The sequence below is a fragment of the Agrococcus sp. GW821-FHT14H11 genome (genome assembly GCF_058803545.1).
Window position 1 is genome coordinate 230,790 of the sequence record NZ_JBXAPA010000002.1, and the last position, 18,819, is coordinate 249,608.

The window sequence follows — 18,819 nt, forward strand, 5'->3', positions numbered from 1 at the left end:
ACGCTCGCCGGGCGCCCGCCTCCGACACGTCGACCCCTCGCCGACCTGTTCCACCCTCACAGACCCGGTGCACCGGGTCGCGATCGGTGGAACGGGTCGGCGGAGCGCGCGGCCGCGCCGCGTTCGGGCGGCCGAGCGTGCCCCGGCGGGTGGCCCCCCGTCAGGCGAAGCGCCCCCGGATGGTCGCGCGGCTCGTGGCCCCCAGCTCGGCGAGCGGCAGCGTCGCCACATCCTGGATCTCGATCGCGCCGGAGGTCGCGTCGGTGACGCCGATCCGCAGCACGGGCACGCCCCGCGCCTCGCACATGCCGGTGAACTTCACCTCGTCCTCGCGGGCGACGGCGACGAGCGCGCGCGCCCCCGACTCCGAGAACAGCGCCGCCGTCTCGTCGATGCCGTCGCGCTCGGTGATGCCCGACAGCCAGATGCGGGCGCCGATCCCGAAGCGCAGCGCGCCCTCGACGACGGCCATGCCGAGGCCGCCCTCCGAGAGGTCGTGCGCGGCGGTCGCGAGGCCCTCGAAGGCGATGCCCTGCATGAGGCCGGCGAGCGCCTTCTCCGCGGCGAGGTCGACCCGAGGCGGCAGACCGCCCAGGTGGTCGTGCACGGCGCCCGCCCACGCCGAGCCGTCGAGCTCGTCGCGGGTGGTGCCGAGCAGGAAGAGCGCCTGGCCGTCGTCCTGCCAGCCGGAGGGCAGGCGGCGGTCGACGTCGTCGATGATGCCGAGCACGCCGACGACGGGCGTCGGGTGGATCTGCGTCTCGCCGGTCTGGTTGTAGAACGACACGTTGCCGCCCGTGACCGGGATCCCGAGCTCGACGCAGCCGTCGGCGAGCCCGTCGACCGCCTCGGCGAACTGCCACATGACGGCCGGGATCTCGGGGTTGCCGAAGTTCAGGCAGTCGCTGACGCCCACGGGCGTCGCGCCCGAGACGGCGACGTTGCGGTAGGCCTCCGCGAGCGCGAGCTTCGCGCCCTCGCGCGGGTCGAGCTGGCAGTAGCGGCCGTTCGCGTCGACGGCCACGGCGAAGCCGAGCCCCGACTCCTCGTCGATGCGCACCATGCCCGCGTCGTCGGGCATCGAGAGCGCGGTGTTGCCGAGGACGTAGTCGTCGTACTGCTCGGTGATCCAGGATGCGTCGGCAAGGTTGGGCGAGCCGGTGAGGGCGAGCAGCTGGTCGCCGAGCGCGCTGCCCGACACCCGCGGCAGCGCAGCGGCGCTGTCGGCCTGCAGCGCGTCCTGCCACTCGGGCCGCTCCATCGGGCGGTCGTAGACGGGGGAGTCGATCGCGACCGTCTTGGGGTCGACATCGACGATCACCTCGCCCGAGTGCGTGATGACGAGCCGGCCGTCGCCGGTGACCTCGCCGAGCACGCTCGTCTCGACATCCCACTTGCCGGTGATCGCGAGGAACTCGTCGAGCTTCTCGGGCGCGACGATCGCCATCATGCGCTCCTGCGACTCCGACATGAGGATCTCCTCGGCCGTGAGCGTGGGGTCGCGCAGCAGCACGTGGTCGAGCTCGACCCGCATGCCCGAGTCGCCGTTGGCGGCGAGCTCGCTCGTGGCGCACGAGATGCCGGCCGCGCCGAGGTCCTGGATGCCCTCGACGACGCCCGCGGCGTAGAGCTCGAGGCAGCACTCGATGAGCACCTTCTCGGCGAACGGGTCGCCCACCTGCACGGCGGGCCGCTTGGCGGGGCCCTCGTCGTCGAACGACTCGGAGGCGAGGATCGAGGCGCCGCCGATGCCGTCGCCGCCCGTGCGGGCGCCGAAGAGCACGACCCTGTTGCCGATGCCCGTGGCGTTGGCGAGGTGCAGGTCCTCGTGGCGCAGCACACCGACGGCGAGCGCGTTGACGAGCGGGTTGCCCTGGTAGACGGCGTCGAAGACGGTCTCGCCGCCGATGTTCGGCAGGCCCAGGCAGTTGCCGTAGAAGGAGATGCCGCTCGTGACGCCGTGCACGACGCGGGCGGTGTCGGGGTGGTCGATGGCGCCGAAGCGCAGCGCGTCCATGACGGCGACGGGGCGCGCGCCCATCGAGATGATGTCGCGCACGATGCCGCCGACGCCCGTCGCGGCGCCCTGGAAGGGCTCGACGAACGACGGGTGGTTGTGCGACTCGATCTTGAAGGTGACGGCCCAGCCCTCGCCGGCGTCGATGACGCCCGCGTTCTGGCCCATGCCCACCATCAGCCGCTCGCGCATCTCGGGCGTGACCTTCTGCCCGAAGGTGCGCAGGTGCTTCTTCGACGACTTGTAGGAGCAGTGCTCGCTCCACATCACCGAGTACATCGCGAGCTCGGCGCTGGTGGGCCGGCGGCCGAGGATCCCGCGGATCTGCTCGTACTCGTCGGGCTTCAGGCCGAGCGCGGCGAACGGCTGCTCGCGCTCCGGGGTGCTGGCGGCGACCTCGACGGTGTCGCGGGGCGGACGAGTGGTGGTCACAGCGCTCCTCAGGAGGTCAGCTCGGCGGTCCCTCGATCCTACCGAGCGGGCGGATGCGCCGGGCCGCGCGGGCGGGCGGCGACGTCAGGCGAACCACTCGTCGGGCGGTCCCGCGGTCAGCAGCGCGGCGAAGGCGGCGGCGACGAGCACGAGGGCGATCGCGACGAGCAGCACGGGATGCGCGATGCCCCACCGGAACGCCCGGTCGAGCGGGCTCGCGTCGCGCGGGTCGTCGGTGGCCTCGGTGCGCCAGGCGCCCTCGAGCGCGCCGCGGCGCTCAAGCCGGCGCTCCCACGGGATGGTCGCGTAGGGCACGACCGCGCTGGCGATGCCGAGCAGCACGGTGCCGGCCGCCCAGCGCTGGTTGCGTCCCACGACGAGCTGCATGGCGCCGTAGGCGAGGAAGACGAACCCGTGGATCGGTCCCGCGATCGGCACGAGCGCATCCACCTGGAAGGCGTACTTCGCCACCATCGCGACGATCAGCAGCGTCCAGGTGACGGCCTCGGCGATCGCGAGGAAGCGGTAGGCGCGCTTCGGCGTGAGACCGGTGGCGGATGCGGTGGCGGGCGTCATGTAGACAGGCTACACCCGCGCCTCGATCGCGTCAGGCCGCGACCGACTCCAGCGCCGACTTGAAGATGTCGAGCCCGTCGAGGCCCGCCTTCATGCGCGTGGTCGTGGGGCCGAAGCCGAGCTCGACCGCGTGCTCGGGGTGCGGCATGAGGCCCACGACGTTGCCCGCGGCGTTCGTGAGGCCCGCGATGTCGTCGACCGAGCCGTTCGGGTTCTCGCCCAGGTAGCGGAACGCGACGAGGCCCTCGTCCTCGATGCGCTTGACCTCGTCGGGCGTCGCCACGAAGCGCCCCTCGCCGTTCTTCAGCGGGATGACGATCTCCTGGCCCGGCTCGAAGCGGTTCGTCCACGCGGTCGAGGTGCGCTCGACGCGCAGCCGCTGGTCGCGGCGCACGAACAGGCCCGTCTCGTTGCGCACGAGCCCGCCCGGCAGCAGCCGGGCCTCCGCCAGCATCTGGAAGCCGTTGCAGATGCCGAGCACGGGCATGCCGCGCTCGGCCGCCTCGACGACCTCGGTCATGATCGGCGAGCGCGCGGCGATCGCGCCGCAGCGCAGGTAGTCGCCGTACGAGAAGCCGCCCGGCAGCACGAGCGCGTCGACGCCGTGCAGGTCGTGCTCCCCGTGCCACAGCGCGATCGGCTCGTGGCCGGCGAGCCGCACGGCCCGCTGGGCGTCGCGGTCGTCGAGCGTGCCGGGGAAGGTGATGACGCCGACCCTCATCGGGTGGCCTCCTCGACGACGTGCACGCCCACGACGTCCTCGATCACGGTGTTCGCGAGCACCTCGTCGGCGACCGTGCGCACCTGCTCGAGCAGCGCGTCCGTCACCTCGCCGTCGACCGTGAGCTCGAAGCGCTTGCCGACGCGCACCTCGCCGACCGCCTCGTGGCCGAGCCGCGCGAGCGCGCGGGTGACCGCCTTGCCCTGCGGATCGAGGATCTCTGCCTTCGGCATGACGTCGACGACGATGAGGGCCATGGGTCGCTCCCTGCGGTAGCAGTCGGGTGGGGGTGCCCTCCCATTCTACGGATGCGCCGCGCGCCGCCGAGGGTCGGAGCACGTTCCCGGCCGACGGGCGGGATCCCGGGCTACTGTGTGCGCTATGACGTTCAGGGGCGATGCCAACTTCGACACCTCCACGGTCAGCCGCGGCGGCGGCGGTCGAGGCGGCGGCGGTGCGATCGCCGTCGGCGGCGGCGGCATCCTCACGCTCATCCTCGTGCTCGCGTCGATGTTCTTCGGCGTCGACCTCACGGGCCTCGCGCCGCAGGACGCGAGCCCGCCCTCGCAGGGCCAGTCGCAGGGAGAGGAGGTCACGGGCTGCACCGGCGAGGACGCCAACGACCCCGCCAACGTCACGTGCCGCATGGAGGGCGGGGCCGACTCCATGTCGCGCTTCTGGACCGAGACGGCGAGCGCCAACGGCATCGAGTACGCCGACCCGCGCGTGATGCTGTTCGACCGGCAGGTCGAGACCGGATGCGGTGCCGCGACGAGCGCGGTGGGCCCGTTCTACTGCCCGCCCGACCAGGCGATCTACATCGACACCACGTTCTTCCAGCAGATGCGCGAGCAGTTCGGCGCCTCCGGCGGCACGCTCGCGCAGCTCTACGTGCTCGCGCACGAGTGGGGCCACCACGTGCAGAACATCACCGGCCAGCTCGAGCGCGTGCAGCAGGGCGACTCCGGCCCGCAGTCGTCGGCCGTGCGCAGCGAGCTGCAGGCCGACTGCTACGCGGGCGCCTGGATCGCGGGCGCCTCGCAGACGACCGACGACGACGGCGGCGCGCCGGTGCTCGTCGAGCCGACCCAGCAGGAGATGAACGACGCCCTGAACGCGGCGCACACGATCGGCGACGACGCGCTGCAGGAGATGGGCGGCGGCGGCGTCAACCCCGAGGGCTGGACGCACGGCTCGAGCGAGCAGCGCATGAACTGGCTGGCGCGCGGCTTCAACGAGGGCGTCGGCGCCTGCGACACCTGGAACGCGCCCGAGGTCTGAGCGCCCGCCCGCTGATCGAGCAGCCCGACGGACTCACTCCACCCCGCTGACCGAGTAGCCCGACGCTCCACCCCGCTGATCGAGTAGCCCGACGCAGTCGGGCGTATCGAGATCCCCGCCGCTCGTCGACGCAGCCGCTACTCGACGCGCGGCGACCCGGTCAACCGCTCGATGAGCTCCCGGTAGCGCGCCGCCGTCCGCTCGACGACGTCGGCGGGCAGCCGGGGAGCCTCGCCCGCACCGTCCCAGTTCGCGGCGAGCCAGTCGCGCACGATCTGCTTGTCGAACGACTCCACGCGGCCCTGATCGAGCGCCGCGGCGTCCCAGTACCGCGACGAGTCGGAGGTGAGCACCTCGTCGGCGAGCACCAGCTCACCGGTGTCCCGGTCGCGGCCGAACTCCAGCTTCGTGTCGGCGAGCACGACGCCCGCCTCGGCCGCGATCGACGCGCCCTGCGCGTACACGCGCAGCGCGAGGTCGCGGATCGCGGCCGCGTCGTCGGCGCCGACCAGCTCGACCGTGCGCTCGAACGAGACGTTCTCGTCGTGCTCGCCCTGCGGCGCCTTCCAGGCCGGCGTGTAGATCGGCTGGGGCAGCGCATCGCCGTCCTCGAGGCCGGCCGGCAGCGCGACGCCCGAGATCGAGCCGACCTGCCGGTACTCCTTGAGGCCCGAGCCGGTGACGCGGCCGCGCACGACGCACTCGACCGGGAGCATGTCGAGCGTGCGCACGAGCATCGCGCGGCCGCGCACAGCGTCCGGGGTGCGGGCGTCGGCGTCGGGCGCGAGCTGCGACGGGAGGGCCAGCCGGTCGATCCACCAGCGCGTCAGCGTCGTCAGCAGCTCGCCCTTGCCGGGGATCGCGGGCTCGAGCACCTGGTCGAAGGCCGAGACGCGGTCGGAGGCCACCATGAGCATCTCGGGCGCGGTCGCGAGCTCGGTGCCGACCGGCACGTAGAGGTCGCGCACCTTGCCCGAGTAGGCGAGCTCCCAGCCGTCGAGCCCGGTCATGCCCGGGCGGCGATGTCGGAGCGCGACTGCCCGCCCTCGAGCGAGATCCTGCCGAGCCCCGCATAGGCGCGCTCGCGCGCCTCGGCGAGCGTCGCGCCGGTGCCGACGACGTTGAGCACACGGCCGCCGGTGGCGGTCAGGCCCTGCTCCCCGCGGCCGGTGGCGGCGTGCAGCACCCGCACGCCCTCGAGCTGCTCGGCATCCTCGACGCCGGTGATGAGGCGGCCCGTGATGGGGTCGCCCGGGTAGCCCTCGCTCGCGAGCACCACGGCCACCGCCGCCGAGTCGCGCCACACGAGCGGCGCGGCCGACCCGAGGGATCCGTTCGCGGCCGCCAGCAGCGCATCCGCCAGTCCCGACTCGATGCGGGGCAGCACCACCTGCGTCTCGGGGTCGCCGAAGCGCGCGTTGAACTCGATGACCTTCACGCCGTCGTCGGTGACGATGAGGCCGCAGTACAGCAGGCCGGTGAAGGGCGTGCCCGCCTCGGCCATCGCGCGGATCGTGGGCAGCGCGACCGTCTCGACGACCTCGTCGACGAAGGCCTGCTCGCTGCCGAAGCGCTCGGCGAGCCACGGCAGCGGCGAGTAGGCGCCCATGCCGCCGGTGTTGGGGCCGGTGTCGCCGTCGCCGAGGCGCTTGAAGTCCTGCGCGGGCGCGAGCGGCACGGCGTGCTCGCCGTCGGTGAGCACGAACAGGCTCACCTCGGGCCCGGCGAGGTACTCCTCGATCAGCAGGGGGCCGTCGGGCAGGAACGCCTCGGCGTGCGCCTCGGCCGCGGCGCGGTCGTCGGTGACGATGACGCCCTTGCCGGCGGCGAGCCCGTCGGCCTTCAGCACCCACGGGGGAGCGGATGCGTCGAGCGCGGCCCGCACGTCGTCGAGCGTCACGGCCGTGGTGTCGGAGCCCGTCGGCACGCCGGCCCGCGCCATGACCGCCTTCGCGAACGACTTCGAGCCCTCGATGGCGGCGGCCGCCCTCGTGGGGCCGAAGACCGGCACGCCTGACTGCTTGAGGGCGTCGGCGACGCCCGCGACGAGGGGCGCCTCGGGGCCGATGACGACGAGGTCGAAGCCGCCGTCGACGGCGAGGTCGGTGACGAGCTGCGGGTCCTTGATGTCGACGCGCACCGCCTCGACCTCGACGCCGATCCCGGCGTTGCCGGGCGCGGCCGTGATCTCGTGGCCGCCCTCCTCGAGGAGTGCCGCGATGATGGCGTGCTCACGCGCGCCGCTGCCGAGTACCAGGATCCGCACGCGCCCATTCTACGAACGCGGCGAGCCCGCCGGGCCGACGGGCTCGATGCATCGGCGATGAGGGAGCCCGGCGGTCACCCGGCGACCACGTCGCCGGCCGCGGCTAGCCTGTCGGACGTGGCCAGGCGCATCCCCGATCTCGACGGCACCGACGCGGTGCGCGCCGCGCTCGCGCCCGACGCCGGGCGCGCCGAGCGGGCGCTCGCGGTGCGCTACACGCTGCAGTGCCTCGCCGAGCGGGCGCCCGGCAAGTCGGTCGAGGTGCGCGTGCCGCCGTTCGGCGCCGTGCAGGCGGTCGAGGGCCCCGGGCACACTCGCGGCACGCCCCCCAACGTGGTCGAGACCGACGCCGCGACCTGGCTCGCGCTCGCGACCGGCGGCGAGGCGTGGGCGGATGCGGTGGGTCGCGGCGCGGTGCGCGCCTCGGGCGTGCGCGCCGACGTCTCGCCGTGGCTGCCGCTCGTGCGCCCGACCGCGGGCTGACCCGCCGGCGAGGGTCGCCACCGACCCGCGCATCCGCCCGTCGCGCGCAGGTGCGGAGGGCCATACTGAACCCATGGCTCAGGTCGTCCGCCCGCAGGGGTTCATCGGTCCCCTCGTCACGATGGTGATCGGCGCCATCCTGCTGTTCAACGGCGTGCCGGGCCTGCTGCAGTGGATCGGCTGGATCGGCCAGTCGGCGCTCGTCGTCGGGATCGAGAGCGCCTTCGACACCGCGTTCATCCCGCTCATCCTGTCGGCGGCCGCATCGATCATCGGCCTCGCGATGGTGCGGGGCGGCTTCACGTCGCTGCGCGGCGTGCTGCGCGGCGCCGGCCAGCGGGCGCGCGAGCAGGTGCGCGGCGGCGTGCAGCAGGTGCGGCGGGAGGCCGGGCAGCGCTACGGCGAGGCGGTCGGGCAGGCCGAGCACCTGCAGAACGCGGTGCCGCAGTCATGGCGCGAGCGCATCGAGGCAGCGGCGCGCGAGGTCGAGGGCGAGCGCGCGCGACGCTCCGGAGCGCAGCCGCAGGTGCACGCGTCGCCGCAGCAGCGGCCGCAGCAGCCGCGCCCGCAGGCCCCGCGCCAGCCGCAGCCGCAGCCTCAGCGGCAGGGCCAGGGGCAGCAGGGCTACCCGGGTCAGGGCCAGCAGGGCTACCAGGGCCAGCAGGGCTACCAGGGCCAGGCCGCGTACCAGGGCCAGCAGCGCCAGCCGCAGCCGCAGCAGGCGCCGGGCTCCGACCGGCTCGCGCGCATCGAGCAGCTGCGGCGCCAGGTCGACTCGCGCGTGCAGCAGCAGGTGGGCCAGCTGCAGGACGCCGGGCGGCAGGCGGCCGACCGCGTGCGCCAGGCGGGGATCGATGAGGCCGCGCGGGTGCAGCAGCGCCAGCTGCCGAACCCCTCCGACGAGGTGACCGCCCTCATCGGCCGCCTCGACCTCGCCGACAACGAGCGCATCCGCCGCCGCGGCTCCTCGCTCACCCGCTCGTCGCTCGCGACCAGCTCGCTCTCGAAGACGTCGCTCACGCTGAACTCGCTGCTGCAGCACCGCCGCTGAGCGCCCGGCGCGCGGCTGCTGCACAGACGCCGCCGGCCCCCTCCGGAGCGGAGAGGGCCAGCGTGCCTCGTCAGCGCGTCAGTGCGTCAGAGCGACCAGATGACCAGCACCGCCGCGAAGACGAGGCCGGATGCGATGAGCGTCACGGTCGTGTAGCCGAGGATGTCGCGCATCTTCAGCCCCGCGATCGCGAGCAGCGGCAGCGCCCAGAACGGCTGGATCATGTTCGTCCACTGGTCGCCGTACGCGACCGCCATGATCGGGATCGCGGGGTCGACGCCGATGCGCTCGGCGGCGTCGAGCAGGATCGGCGCCTGCACCGCGAACTGCCCGCCGCCCGACGGCACGAAGAAGTTCACGAGCCCGGCTGACAGCAGCGCCAGCACGCCGAACGTGACCGGGTTCGCGATCGCGACGAACGCATCCGACAGCACCTGGATGAGCCCGGACGACGTCATCATGCCGAGGATGCCCGCGTAGAGCGGGAACTGCAGCAGGATCTCGCCCACGTTCGAGGCGGCCTCCTTCGTGAGGCGGATGATCTCGAACGGGTTGCGCACCAGCAGGAAGATGAGCGCGAGGAACGACCAGTTGACGATGTCGAGCGTGATCGTGCCGCCCTGCACGAAGTGCACGACGAGGTAGAGCGTGAGCGCGGCGCCGACGATGAGCGTGACGACGCGGCTCGCGTCGATGCGGTCGGCGGGCGTGACGACCTCCTCCTCGTGCTCGACGAGCTGCTCGCGGGCGTCGAACTGCAGCTCGACGATGCGGTCGGAGCCGCGCGGCGCGACGAGCGACAGCGCCACCGCGACGGCGACGATCGTCGCGACCGCGCCGATGATGTTCGGCAGCGCGAAGGTCGTCTCGGAGACCGGGATCACCTGGCCGCCGAGGTGCTCGGCGATGAACGAGTCTGGCGTGGCGGCCGTGAGCGGGCCGGAGCCCGAGTAGCCCATGTGCCAGACGACGAAGCCGGAGAAGCCGGCCGCGACGAGCATCGGGAAGTGGAGGCGCAGGCCCCGCTCCTTGCCCGAGGCCGCGACCTCGCGGGCGAGCAGGCCGCCGACGACGAGGCCGAGGCCCCAGGTGATGAGGGATGCGACGGCGGCGATGACGAAGACGAACAGGTAGGCCTGCACGGGCGTCTGCGGCAGTGCGGCGAGGTGCGTGAGCAGGCGGCGCACGGGCCGGGTGTTCGCGAGCATGTGGCCGAGCAGCAGGATGAGCGCCATCTGCGTCATGAAGGCGAGCAGGCCCGACAGGCCGTCGCCCCAGCCGACGACGAGGTCGACGGGGTTCGTCTGCGTGACCGTCAGCGCGAGCAGCGCGACGACGAGCGTCAGGATGATCGCGAAGACGAGCGCGGAGGGGATCCAGCGCTCGACGACGGTGTTGATGGGCCGCATCGCGCGGGCGAGCGGGGCGCCCGATTCGCGGGTCTCTGCAGGGGCGTTCGGCATGGTTCACCTCGTTGTGTGCATGGGAAGGGCGCGCCGGCGCGCACCGCTTCCGACCATAGCCGCAGGTGAGGGCCGTCAGCGCCCGTGGGCGTGACGCATCCCTGCCCGCCCCCAAGCCCGCACCACGAGCTTGCGCAGCTCGTCGATCCAGAGCACGCAGGAGGCGAGCGCGAGGCACAGCAGCCACTGGCCGGGCGAGAGGGACGCGGTGCCGAAGGCAGCCTGGAGCAGCGGCACGTGCACGACCAGCACCTGCGTGACGACGCCGAAGGCGATCGCCGCCCACAGCCAGCGGTTGGCGAGCAGGCCGCGGAAGGCCGAGGCGGTCTCGGAGCGCGCGTTGAGCGCGTTGCAGAGCTGCGCGAGCACGAGCGTCGTGAAGGCCGCCGTGCGCGCCGTCTCGACGCCGGCGTCGCCGTCGACGAGGCCGCCCGGCAGGTGGATGTCGAGGGCCAGCAGCGTCACCGCGGCCATCGCCGCGCCCATCGCGAGGATCCAGCCCCACATGCGGCCGTCGATCACCCGCTGCTCGGGCCGGCGCGGGGCGCGCGCCATCACGTCCTCCGTCTCGGGGTCGACGCCCATCGCGAGCGCGGGGCCGGAGTCGGTGACGAGGTTGATCCAGAGGATCTGGGTCGCGAGCAGCGGCACGACGATCTCCTCGCCCTGGCCGCTCAGCCCGAGGAACCCGGCGAGCAGCACGCCGAGCAGCATCGTCAGCACCTCGCCCATGTTCGACGACAGCAGGTAGCGGAGGAACTTGCGGATGTTGCCGAAGATCACGCGCCCCTGGCGGATCGCCGCGACGATGGTCGAGAAGTCGTCGTCGGTGAGGATCATCGCGGCGGCCTCCTTCGAGACCTCGGTGCCGGTGATGCCCATCGCGACGCCGATGTCGGCGCGCTTGAGCGCCGGCGCGTCGTTCACGCCGTCGCCCGTCATCGCCACGACGTGGCCGCGCCGCTGCAGCGCCTCGACGAGCTGCAGCTTGTGCTCGGGGGCGACCCGCGCGAAGACCGAGACCTCCTCGACGGCGCGCGCGAGCGCATCCGCGTCGAGCCCGTCGAGGTCGGCGCCCGTGAGCGCCCGGTCACCGCCGATGCCGAGGTCGCGGGCGATGCGCAGCGCCGTGGCAGGGTGATCGCCGGTGATCATGACGACGCGCACACCGGCGCGCCGGGCCTCGTCGATCGCCCGCGCCGCCTCGGCGCGGGGCGGGTCGATGATGCCGACCGTGCCGACGAGGATGAGGTCGCGCTCGAGGGCGAGACCGGCCGCGGCGTCGATCGCGCCGTCCGGCCCGGTCGCGGCCGCGAGCTCGGCGCGCGTGAGCGGCCGGTAGGCGACGGCGAGCGTGCGCAGCGCATCCGCCGACATCGCCGCGACGTCGGCGTGCACGAGGGCGCGGTCCTCGTCGGTCAGCGCCGCCGTCTCGAGCCCCTGCCGCACGCGCGAGCAGCGCTCGAGCAGCACGTCGGGCGCGCCCTTCGCGATGAGCACGGGCAGGGGCCCGCCGGCCCCGTCGCGGTGCTCGCGATCCTCGACGACGACCGACATGAGCTTGCGCTCCGAGGTGAACGGCACCTCGCCGATGCGGGCGAAGCGCTCGCGGCGCCGCTCGGCGAGGCCTGCCTTCCGCTCCGCCACCACGAACGCCGCCTCGGTCGGGTCGCCCACGACCTCCCACGTGCCGTCCTCCGCCTGTCGCACCTCGGCGTTCGATGCGAGCGTGCCGCCCGAGAGCACGACGATGTCCTCCTCCCGCAGGTCGAGCGCCGCGTCCTGCGCGAGCAGCGGGCGGCCGTCGACGAGCACCTCGCCGTCGGGCGCGTAGCCGACGCCCGAGATGTCGGCGACGCCCGAGCGCGTGCGCACCTTGAGCATCGTCATCTCGTTGCGCGTGAGCGTGCCGGTCTTGTCGGAGCAGATGACGGTCGCCGAGCCGAGCGTCTCGACCGACGAGAGCGACTTCACGATCGCGCCGCGCCGGCTCATCGCCTGCACCCCGATCGACAGCACCACCGACAGGATCGCGGGCAGCCCCTCGGGCACCGCCGCGACCGCGAGCGAGACGCCGATGAGCAGCACGTCGACCGCAGCCTGCACCGAGCCGATGCCGCTCGTCGCGCCCACCGCGACCATGACGACGACGGCGATCACCACGACCGCGACCCCGAGGGTGCGGCCGACCCGGTGGATCTCGCGCTGCAGCGGCGTCGGCTCCTGCTCGGTCTCGGCGAGCAGCGCCGCGACCCTCCCCATCTCGGTGCGCATGCCGGTGGCGGTCACGACGGCGCGGCCCGAGCCCTGCGTGACGGCCGTGCCCTTGAAGACGAGGTCGGTGCGGTCGCCGAGCGGCACGGGCGACGGCAGCGTCGCGGGCGACTTCGTCACGGGCGCCGACTCGCCGGTGAGGGCCGCCTCGGCGATCTGCAGCGACGACGCCGCGACGAGCCGCGCGTCGGCGCCGACCGCGTCGCCCTCGGCGAGCACGAGCAGGTCGCCCGGCACGAGCGCCGCCGCCGGCAGCCGCTCGGTGCGCCCGTCGCGCACGACCGTGACGGCGACGGCCGTCATGTCGCGCAGCGCCGCGACCGCGTCGGCCGCCTTCGCCTCCTGCACGACGCCGAGCGCGGCGTTCGCGACCACGACGAGCAGGATCACGACCGCATCCACCGGGACCCCGACCGCGCCCTCGAACGCCCACGCGACGGTCGAGATCGCGACCGCGGCGAGCAGCAGCAGGATGAGCGGGTCGACGAGCTGCGCGACGAGGCGGCGCCAGGCCGGCTCGGGCGGGTCGGCGTCGAGCTCGTTCGGCCCGTGGCGCGCGAGCCGGGCGGCGGCCTCGACGCCGGTGAGCCCGCGCTCGGCCGACGTGCCGAGCGCGCGCACCGCGTCGTCGGCGTCGACCAGCGCCCAGTCGACCTCGACGTCGGTCCCGGATGCGCGGTGCGGCTCAGGCGGTCCCGACGAGATGGTCACGGTGCGGCCTCCTCCTCCGGGCGCCCGTGCGCTGCGGCACGGCCCCGCGCCGCACGCTACCCCGCGGGGCGCGGACCCGCACGGGCGGCGGGTGGGATCATGGTGGGCATGGACGCGCAGCCCGACCCGACCCCCGAGCAGGAGGGCGCTCGCGCGCACCGTGAGACGCACGAGACGCAGCAGATGCAGGTGCGGCGCTCGCCCCGCTACGGGGTCTTCATGGCGATCGGCGCGCTGCTGGCGATGCTCGCGGCATGGTGGATCTCGACGGCGATGCCCCCCGCGGTCAACCAGGCGGGGCAGCCGGTCGACACGACGCCCGTGATCGGCCTCATGCTCGTGGTCGGCTTCGTGGTGGGCGGGGCGCTCGGCGCGCTCGTCGCCGTGCTCATCGACCGCGCGCTCTCGAAGCGCCTGCACACCGTGACGGCCGAGCACGTCGACGTCGCCGAGCGACCCTCGCCCTCCGGCCCGGAGGACGCGGGCGACGCGGCCTTCGAGCCCCTCGGGCCGGCGGGCGACCGCCGCGACGAGCTCGGCGACGGCGACCGGCCCGGCGACGCACGACCGGGCGACGACCGACCGCGCGAGGGCTGATGGCCCGGCGCCTGGCGCTGCACGCGGGCGCGCACGCGCTCGCCTGGGCCGCGCTGGGCGCCGCCGCGGCGTCGACGGCGGCGGATGCGGTGGGTCGCGAGGGCTCGCCCGTCGCGCTCGCGCTCGGCGCCGCGGTCGCGGTCGCCGCAGCGGCGCTCGCGCTGCTCGTGCTCGCGCTCCCGGGCTCGCGCCGGCTCGTGCCGCGGGCGGCGACGGCCGCGGGCGCCGCGCTCGCCCTGGCGGCGCTCGCGGGGACGGCCGCGCTCGCGCTGCTCGAGCAGCCGATCGGGGTGCTGCCGGCGGCCGCGCTCGGGCTCGCCGCCGGGCTGCAGCTGCACGGGCCGGCGGCGGCCGCCGCGACGGAGCCGGCGCTCGCGCCGCGCGTGCGGCCCGCGCCCACGCTGCTCGCCGCCGCGCTCGGCACCGCGCTCGTCGCCGGCGCCGCCATGCTCGGGGTGCCGACCGGCGCGCAGCTCGCGGGCGCCGCGGTGCTGCAGCTCGGGGCCCTCGCGCTCGCGATCGCGGCCGGCCGCGCAGCGTCGCCCGCAGCCGTCGGCGCGGACGCCGACGAGCGGCTGCCCGAGGGCGACGCGCACGGCGCGGACCCGCGGCCCCTCGACCCGCGCCCCCTCGACCCGCAGGCCCTCGGCCTGCTCGCGCTCGCAGCGGCCGGCGCGGCCGCGATCGCGGCCCTCCGTCCCGCGCTCTCGGCCCTCGGCGCCGAGTCGCCGCAGCCGGCATGGCCCGCGGCGCTCACCCTCGCGCTCGGCGCCCTGCTCGGACCGCCGCTCGCGGTGCTCGCCGTGCGGCTGCTCGGCGCCCGCGCGCTCCCGGCCGTCGCGACCCTCGGCGGCGTCGCGGCGCTCGCGGCCCCCATCGCGCGGCCGGGCGCGCTCGACCTCGTGGCCGCCGCGTTCCTCGGGGTCGCCCTCGCCGCATCCGTCGCCCTCGTCGAGCTCGCGCGCCGCGCCGGCGTGCGGCTGGCGCCCGCGACCGGCGCAGTGCTCCTGCTCGCGGGCGGCGCGGGTGCTGCGCTCGCCGCGCTGCTGCTCGCCGCCGTGCCGCTGCCCGACGTGGTGCTCGGCGCCGCGCTCGCGTGCCTGGTCGCGGCGCTCGGCGCGTGGTCGCCGACGCTCGCGCGGCACCCGGTCAGCTCAGCTGCGTCTGCTCCACCCAGGCCAGGTACTCATCGGTCACGTCGCCCGTCACATACTCGCCCGTGAAGCACGACAGGTCGAGGCCCTGGATGTCGGTGCCGTCGAGGATCGCGCGCTGCAGGTCGTCGACCTCCTGGTAGACGAGGAAGTCGCTGCCGAGCGCCTCGTTCACCTCGGGGATGGAGCGGCCGGATGCGATCAGCTCGGCGCGCGAGGGCATGTTGATGCCGTAGACGTGCGGGTAGCGCACCGGCGGCGCCGCCGACGTGAAGGTCACCGTGTTGGTGCCCACCGAGCGCATCATCTCGACGATCTCGCGGCTCGTCGTGCCGCGCACGATCGAGTCGTCGACGACGAGCACGTTCTTGCCGCGGAACTCGCTCTCGAGCGCGTTCAGCTTCTGCTTCACCGACTTCTTGCGCTCCTGCTGCCCCGGCATGATGAAGGTGCGGCCGACGTAGCGGTTCTTGTAGAAGCCCTCGCGGTACTCGATGCCGAGCCGGCGCGCGACCTCCATCGCGGCGGGCCGCGACGAGTCGGGGATGGGCATGACCACGTCGATCGCGCCGGACGGCGTGTACTGCGCGATCGTGTCGGCCAGCCGCTCGCCCATCCGCAGCCGCGACTCGTACACGTTGATGCCGTTCATGACCGAGTCGGGGCGGGCCAGGTAGACGTACTCGAACGAGCAGGGCAGCAGCACGGGGGAGTCGTGCGTCATCGCCGAGGCGAGCTCGCCGTCGGGCGTGATGAAGACCGCCTCGCCGGGCGCCACGTCGCGCTCGAGGTGGAAGCCGGAGCCGGTGAGCGCCACCGACTCGCTCGCGACCATCCACTCGGTGCGGCCCGACTCGGCGACGCGGCTGCCGAGCACGAGCGGGCGGATGCCGAACGGGTCGCGGAAGGCGAGCAGGCCGTGGCCGGCGATGAGCGCGATCACGCCGTACGAGCCGCGGATGCGCTCGTGCACGCGCCGCACGGCGGTGAACAGGCGGTCGGCGTCGAGCTCGCCGCCCTTCACGAGCGACTGCAGCTCGGAGCCGAGCACGTTCACGAGCATCTCGGTGTCGCTGCCGGTGTTGACGTGGCGGTGGTCGACGGTCGCGAGCTCGACCTCGAGCTCGCGGGTGTTCGTCAGGTTGCCGTTGTGCACGAGCACGATGCCGTACGGCGCGTTCACGTAGAACGGCTGCGCCTCGAGCTCGTTCGCCGCCTCGCCGCGGGTCGCGTAGCGCACGTGGCCGAGGCCGAAGGTGCCGAGCAGCGAGCGCATGTCGCGGGTGCGGAACGCCTCGCGCACCTGCCCCTTCGCCTTGCGCACGTGGATCGAGCGGCCCTGGGCGGTCGCGATGCCCGTGGAGTCCTGCCCGCGGTGCTGGAGGAGGGCCAGTGCGTCGTAGACCTGCTGGTTGACGCTCGAGTCGGAGACGATGCCGACGATGCCGCACACAGGCGAGCTCCTTCTGTTGCGAGGGGAGGCCCCCAGCCTACCGAGCGGCGCGCTCCCGGAGCGTCCCGGACGGCGTCGGCGGATGCGCTCGGCCGTCCATGCGACGTCCAGGGAGCGGGAGCACAGTGGGGGACATGAGCTTCGACACCGAATCCATCAAGCACCTGCCCGAGCAGACGCAGGAGTGGCCCGGCTGGACCGAGCAGCTCCAGCCCGTCCCCGACCACGGCGAGACCAGCTACGTCGGCCGCGGCCGCCTCGAGGGCAAGCGCGCCCTCATCACCGGCGGCGACTCCGGCATCGGCCGCGCCACCGCGATCGCCTTCGCGAAGGAGGGCGCCGACGTCGCCATCGCCTACCTGCCGGCGGAGCAGGAGGACGCCGAGGAGACGAAGCGCCAGGTCGAGGCCGCGGGACGGAAGGCGGTGCTCATCGCGTGCGACCAGCGCACCGAGCAGGCCAACATCGACCTCGCGCAGCAGGCGGTCGAGGGCCTCGGCGGCCTCGACGTGCTCGTGAACAACGCCGGCTACCAGATGGCGCAGGAGTCGCTCGCCGACATCACCGACGAGCAGCTGCGGCAGACGTTCGAGACGAACATCTTCGCGATGTTCAACCTGACGCGCGCCGTGCTCCCGCACCTCAAGGCGGGCGCGAGCATCATCAACTGCTCGTCGATCCAGGCGTTCGACCCGTCCGAGACGCTGCTCGACTACGCGTCGACGAAGGCGGCGATCAACAACTTCACCGTCAACCTCGCCGCGCAGGTCGGGAGCGACGGCATCCGCGTGAACGCGGTCGCGCCCGGCCCGATCTGGACCCCGCTGCAGCCGTCGACGAAGCCCAGCGTGAAGGACTTCGGCATGGACGCCCCGCTCGGCCGCCCGGGCCAGCCGATCGAGGTGGCGACCGCGTTCGTCTACCTCGCGAGCGACGACGCGAGCTACGTCTCGGGCACTGTGCTCGGCGTCACCGGCGGCAAGCCGGTCTTCTAGCGCTTCACCCGCTGGTCGAGCCGCCGGCCCTCCGGGCCGGCGAGTCGAGGCCATGGTGGTCTCGAGACGGTCGGCTTCGCCGACCTCCTCGACCAGCGGGGTGACGGTCGGCTTCGCCGACCTCCTCGACCAGCGGGGTGCCGACCTCCTCGACCAGCGGGGGCGGTCAGCCCGCGACGCGCTCCCGCGCCGCCGCGAACGCCGCGACCGCCCGGTCGACGTCGGCGTCCGAGTGGGCGGCCGACAGCTGCACGCGGATGCGCGCCTCACCACGGGGCACCACGGGGAACGAGAAGGCAGTGACGTACACGCCCTCCTCGAGCATCGCATCCGCCATGTCGGCCGCGAGCCGGGCGTCATGGAACATGACCGCGGTGATCGGGTGCTCCCCGGGCAGCAGCTCGAAGCCCGCGGCCTCCATGCCCTCCCGGAACCGCACGGTGTTGCGCTGCAGCCGCTCGCGCAGCTCGCCCGCCCCCGCGACGAGGTCGAGCGCGGCGATCGACCCGGCCACGACCGACGGCGCGAGCGCGTTCGAGAACAGGTAGGGGCGCGACCGCTGCCGCAGCAGGTCGACGATCTCCTGCCTGGCAGCGATGTAGCCGCCCGAGGCGCCGCCGAGCGCCTTGCCGAGCGTGCCCGAGATGATGTCGACGCGATCCTGCACGCCGGCGAGCTCGGGGGTGCCGGCGCCCGTCGGGCCGGTGAAGCCCACCGCGTGCGAGTCGTCGACCATCACCATCGCGTCGTAGCGCTCGGCGAGGTCGCAGATCGCCTCGAGCGGCGCGAGGTAGCCGTCCATCGAGAAGACGCCGTCGGTGACGACGAGGCGGCGGCGCGCGCCCGAGGCCTCCTGCAGGCGCGCCTCGAGCTCGGCCATGTCGCGGTTCGCGTAGCGGTAGCGGGCGGCCTTCGCCAGGCGGGTGCCGTCGATGATCGAGGCGTGGTTCAGGGCGTCCGAGATGACGGCGTCCTCGGCGCCGAGCAGCGTCTCGAAGAGGCCGCCGTTCGCGTCGAAGCACGAGGAGTAGAGGATGCACGCCTCCTGCCCGAGGAAGGAGGCGAGCCGCGACTCGAGCTCGAGGTGCTGGGTCTGCGTGCCGCAGATGAACCGCACCGAGGCCATCCCGAACCCCCACTCGTCGAGCGCGGCCTTGGCCGCCTCGACGATGCGCGGGTCGTCGGCGAGGCCGAGGTAGTTGTTGGCGCAGAAGTTGAGCACGTCGTGGCCGCCGGCCGAGACGGTCGCGGCCTGCGGCGAGTCGATGGCCCGCTCGCGCTTGGTGAGGCCGGCGGCCTCGATCTCGGCGAGCTCTGCGGCGATGGCGTCGCGGACGGAGTACAC

Annotated in this window: 16 protein-coding genes; 6 read left to right on the top strand and 10 right to left on the bottom strand. The window is 74.0% G+C overall.

Annotated features, from left to right (window positions below):
* Positions 1-160 precede the first annotated feature (160 nt).
* The 4 genes from purL to purS all read right to left on the bottom strand — a co-directional run bounded on the left by purL (position 161) and on the right by purS (position 4,003).
* A complete protein-coding gene (gene purL, locus AC1RNL_RS03250; protein ID WP_492934420.1) occupies positions 161-2,449 on the bottom strand; it encodes a phosphoribosylformylglycinamidine synthase subunit PurL in 2,289 nt (762 codons plus the stop codon).
* Between the two features lie 84 nt (positions 2,450-2,533).
* Positions 2,534-3,025, bottom strand: coding sequence for a DUF3817 domain-containing protein (locus tag AC1RNL_RS03255; protein WP_492934421.1), 492 nt, complete (start codon positions 3,023-3,025; stop codon positions 2,534-2,536).
* A 31-nt stretch (positions 3,026-3,056) separates the two neighbouring features.
* Positions 3,057-3,746, bottom strand: coding sequence for a phosphoribosylformylglycinamidine synthase subunit PurQ (gene purQ / locus AC1RNL_RS03260; protein WP_492934422.1), 690 nt, complete (start codon positions 3,744-3,746; stop codon positions 3,057-3,059).
* Positions 3,743-4,003: a phosphoribosylformylglycinamidine synthase subunit PurS gene (purS, locus tag AC1RNL_RS03265; protein WP_128190482.1), complete on the bottom strand. Its 261-nt coding sequence runs from the start codon at positions 4,001-4,003 to the stop codon at positions 3,743-3,745. The genes purQ and purS overlap by 4 nt, the downstream gene beginning before the upstream one ends.
* 124 nt (positions 4,004-4,127) lie before the next feature.
* Between purS and ypfJ the strand changes: the two genes are divergently transcribed.
* Positions 4,128-5,027, top strand: a complete 900-nt coding sequence (gene ypfJ / locus AC1RNL_RS03270; protein ID WP_492934423.1) for a KPN_02809 family neutral zinc metallopeptidase — start codon at positions 4,128-4,130, stop codon at positions 5,025-5,027.
* A gap of 137 nt (positions 5,028-5,164) precedes the next feature.
* Here the strand turns inward: ypfJ and AC1RNL_RS03275 are convergent, their stop codons facing one another.
* Together AC1RNL_RS03275 and purD are read right to left on the bottom strand one after the other, a co-directional pair.
* The gene (locus AC1RNL_RS03275; protein ID WP_492934424.1) at positions 5,165-6,037 is read right to left on the bottom strand and encodes a phosphoribosylaminoimidazolesuccinocarboxamide synthase; all 873 of its coding nucleotides are present in this window, start codon (positions 6,035-6,037) and stop codon (positions 5,165-5,167) included.
* Entirely contained in the window at positions 6,034-7,293 is a 1,260-nt protein-coding gene (gene purD / locus AC1RNL_RS03280; protein ID WP_492934425.1) for a phosphoribosylamine--glycine ligase, read from the bottom strand. The genes AC1RNL_RS03275 and purD overlap by 4 nt, the downstream gene beginning before the upstream one ends.
* A 117-nt stretch (positions 7,294-7,410) precedes the next feature.
* Here purD and AC1RNL_RS03285 point away from each other — a divergent pair, with 117 nt between their 5' ends.
* Both AC1RNL_RS03285 and AC1RNL_RS03290 read left to right on the top strand, forming a co-directional pair.
* Positions 7,411-7,776 carry a sterol carrier family protein gene (locus tag AC1RNL_RS03285; RefSeq protein ID WP_246992448.1) on the top strand — a complete coding sequence of 122 codons (366 nt, stop codon included), beginning with the start codon at positions 7,411-7,413 and terminating at the stop codon, positions 7,774-7,776.
* 73 nt (positions 7,777-7,849) lie between these two features.
* Positions 7,850-8,827 (top strand): hypothetical protein, encoded by a 978-nt coding sequence (locus tag AC1RNL_RS03290; RefSeq protein ID WP_492934426.1) that lies wholly within the window; start codon positions 7,850-7,852, stop codon positions 8,825-8,827.
* Between the two features lie 86 nt (positions 8,828-8,913).
* Here the strand turns inward: AC1RNL_RS03290 and AC1RNL_RS03295 are convergent, their stop codons facing one another.
* Positions 8,914-10,290 carry a short-chain fatty acid transporter gene (locus AC1RNL_RS03295; protein ID WP_492934427.1) on the bottom strand — a complete coding sequence of 459 codons (1,377 nt, stop codon included), beginning with the start codon at positions 10,288-10,290 and terminating at the stop codon, positions 8,914-8,916.
* Positions 10,291-10,365: 75 nt separating this feature from the next.
* Positions 10,366-13,275: a cation-translocating P-type ATPase gene (locus AC1RNL_RS03300; RefSeq protein ID WP_492934428.1), complete on the bottom strand. Its 2,910-nt coding sequence runs from the start codon at positions 13,273-13,275 to the stop codon at positions 10,366-10,368.
* A 108-nt stretch (positions 13,276-13,383) separates the two neighbouring features.
* Here AC1RNL_RS03300 and AC1RNL_RS03305 point away from each other — a divergent pair, with 108 nt between their 5' ends.
* Both AC1RNL_RS03305 and AC1RNL_RS03310 read left to right on the top strand, forming a co-directional pair.
* Positions 13,384-13,872: a hypothetical protein gene (locus AC1RNL_RS03305; RefSeq protein ID WP_492934429.1), complete on the top strand. Its 489-nt coding sequence runs from the start codon at positions 13,384-13,386 to the stop codon at positions 13,870-13,872.
* Positions 13,872-15,095: a hypothetical protein gene (locus tag AC1RNL_RS03310; RefSeq protein WP_492934430.1), complete on the top strand. Its 1,224-nt coding sequence runs from the start codon at positions 13,872-13,874 to the stop codon at positions 15,093-15,095. Before AC1RNL_RS03305 ends, AC1RNL_RS03310 begins: the two co-directional genes overlap by 1 nt.
* On the opposite strand, the gene purF is transcribed toward AC1RNL_RS03310, so the two are convergent.
* Positions 15,022-16,479 (bottom strand): amidophosphoribosyltransferase, encoded by a 1,458-nt coding sequence (gene purF, locus AC1RNL_RS03315; RefSeq protein ID WP_128190512.1) that lies wholly within the window; start codon positions 16,477-16,479, stop codon positions 15,022-15,024. The two genes, AC1RNL_RS03310 and purF, sit on opposite strands and share 74 nt — an antisense overlap.
* Positions 16,480-16,613: 134 nt before the next feature.
* On the opposite strand from purF, the gene AC1RNL_RS03320 reads away from it, so the two are divergent.
* Complete coding sequence (locus AC1RNL_RS03320) at positions 16,614-17,474, top strand: SDR family oxidoreductase (RefSeq protein WP_146355058.1); 861 nt, start codon at positions 16,614-16,616, stop codon at positions 17,472-17,474.
* A gap of 166 nt (positions 17,475-17,640) precedes the next feature.
* Here AC1RNL_RS03320 and AC1RNL_RS03325 read toward each other — a convergent pair whose 3' ends face one another.
* Entirely contained in the window at positions 17,641-18,819 is a 1,179-nt protein-coding gene (locus AC1RNL_RS03325) for a glycine C-acetyltransferase (RefSeq protein WP_492934431.1), read from the bottom strand.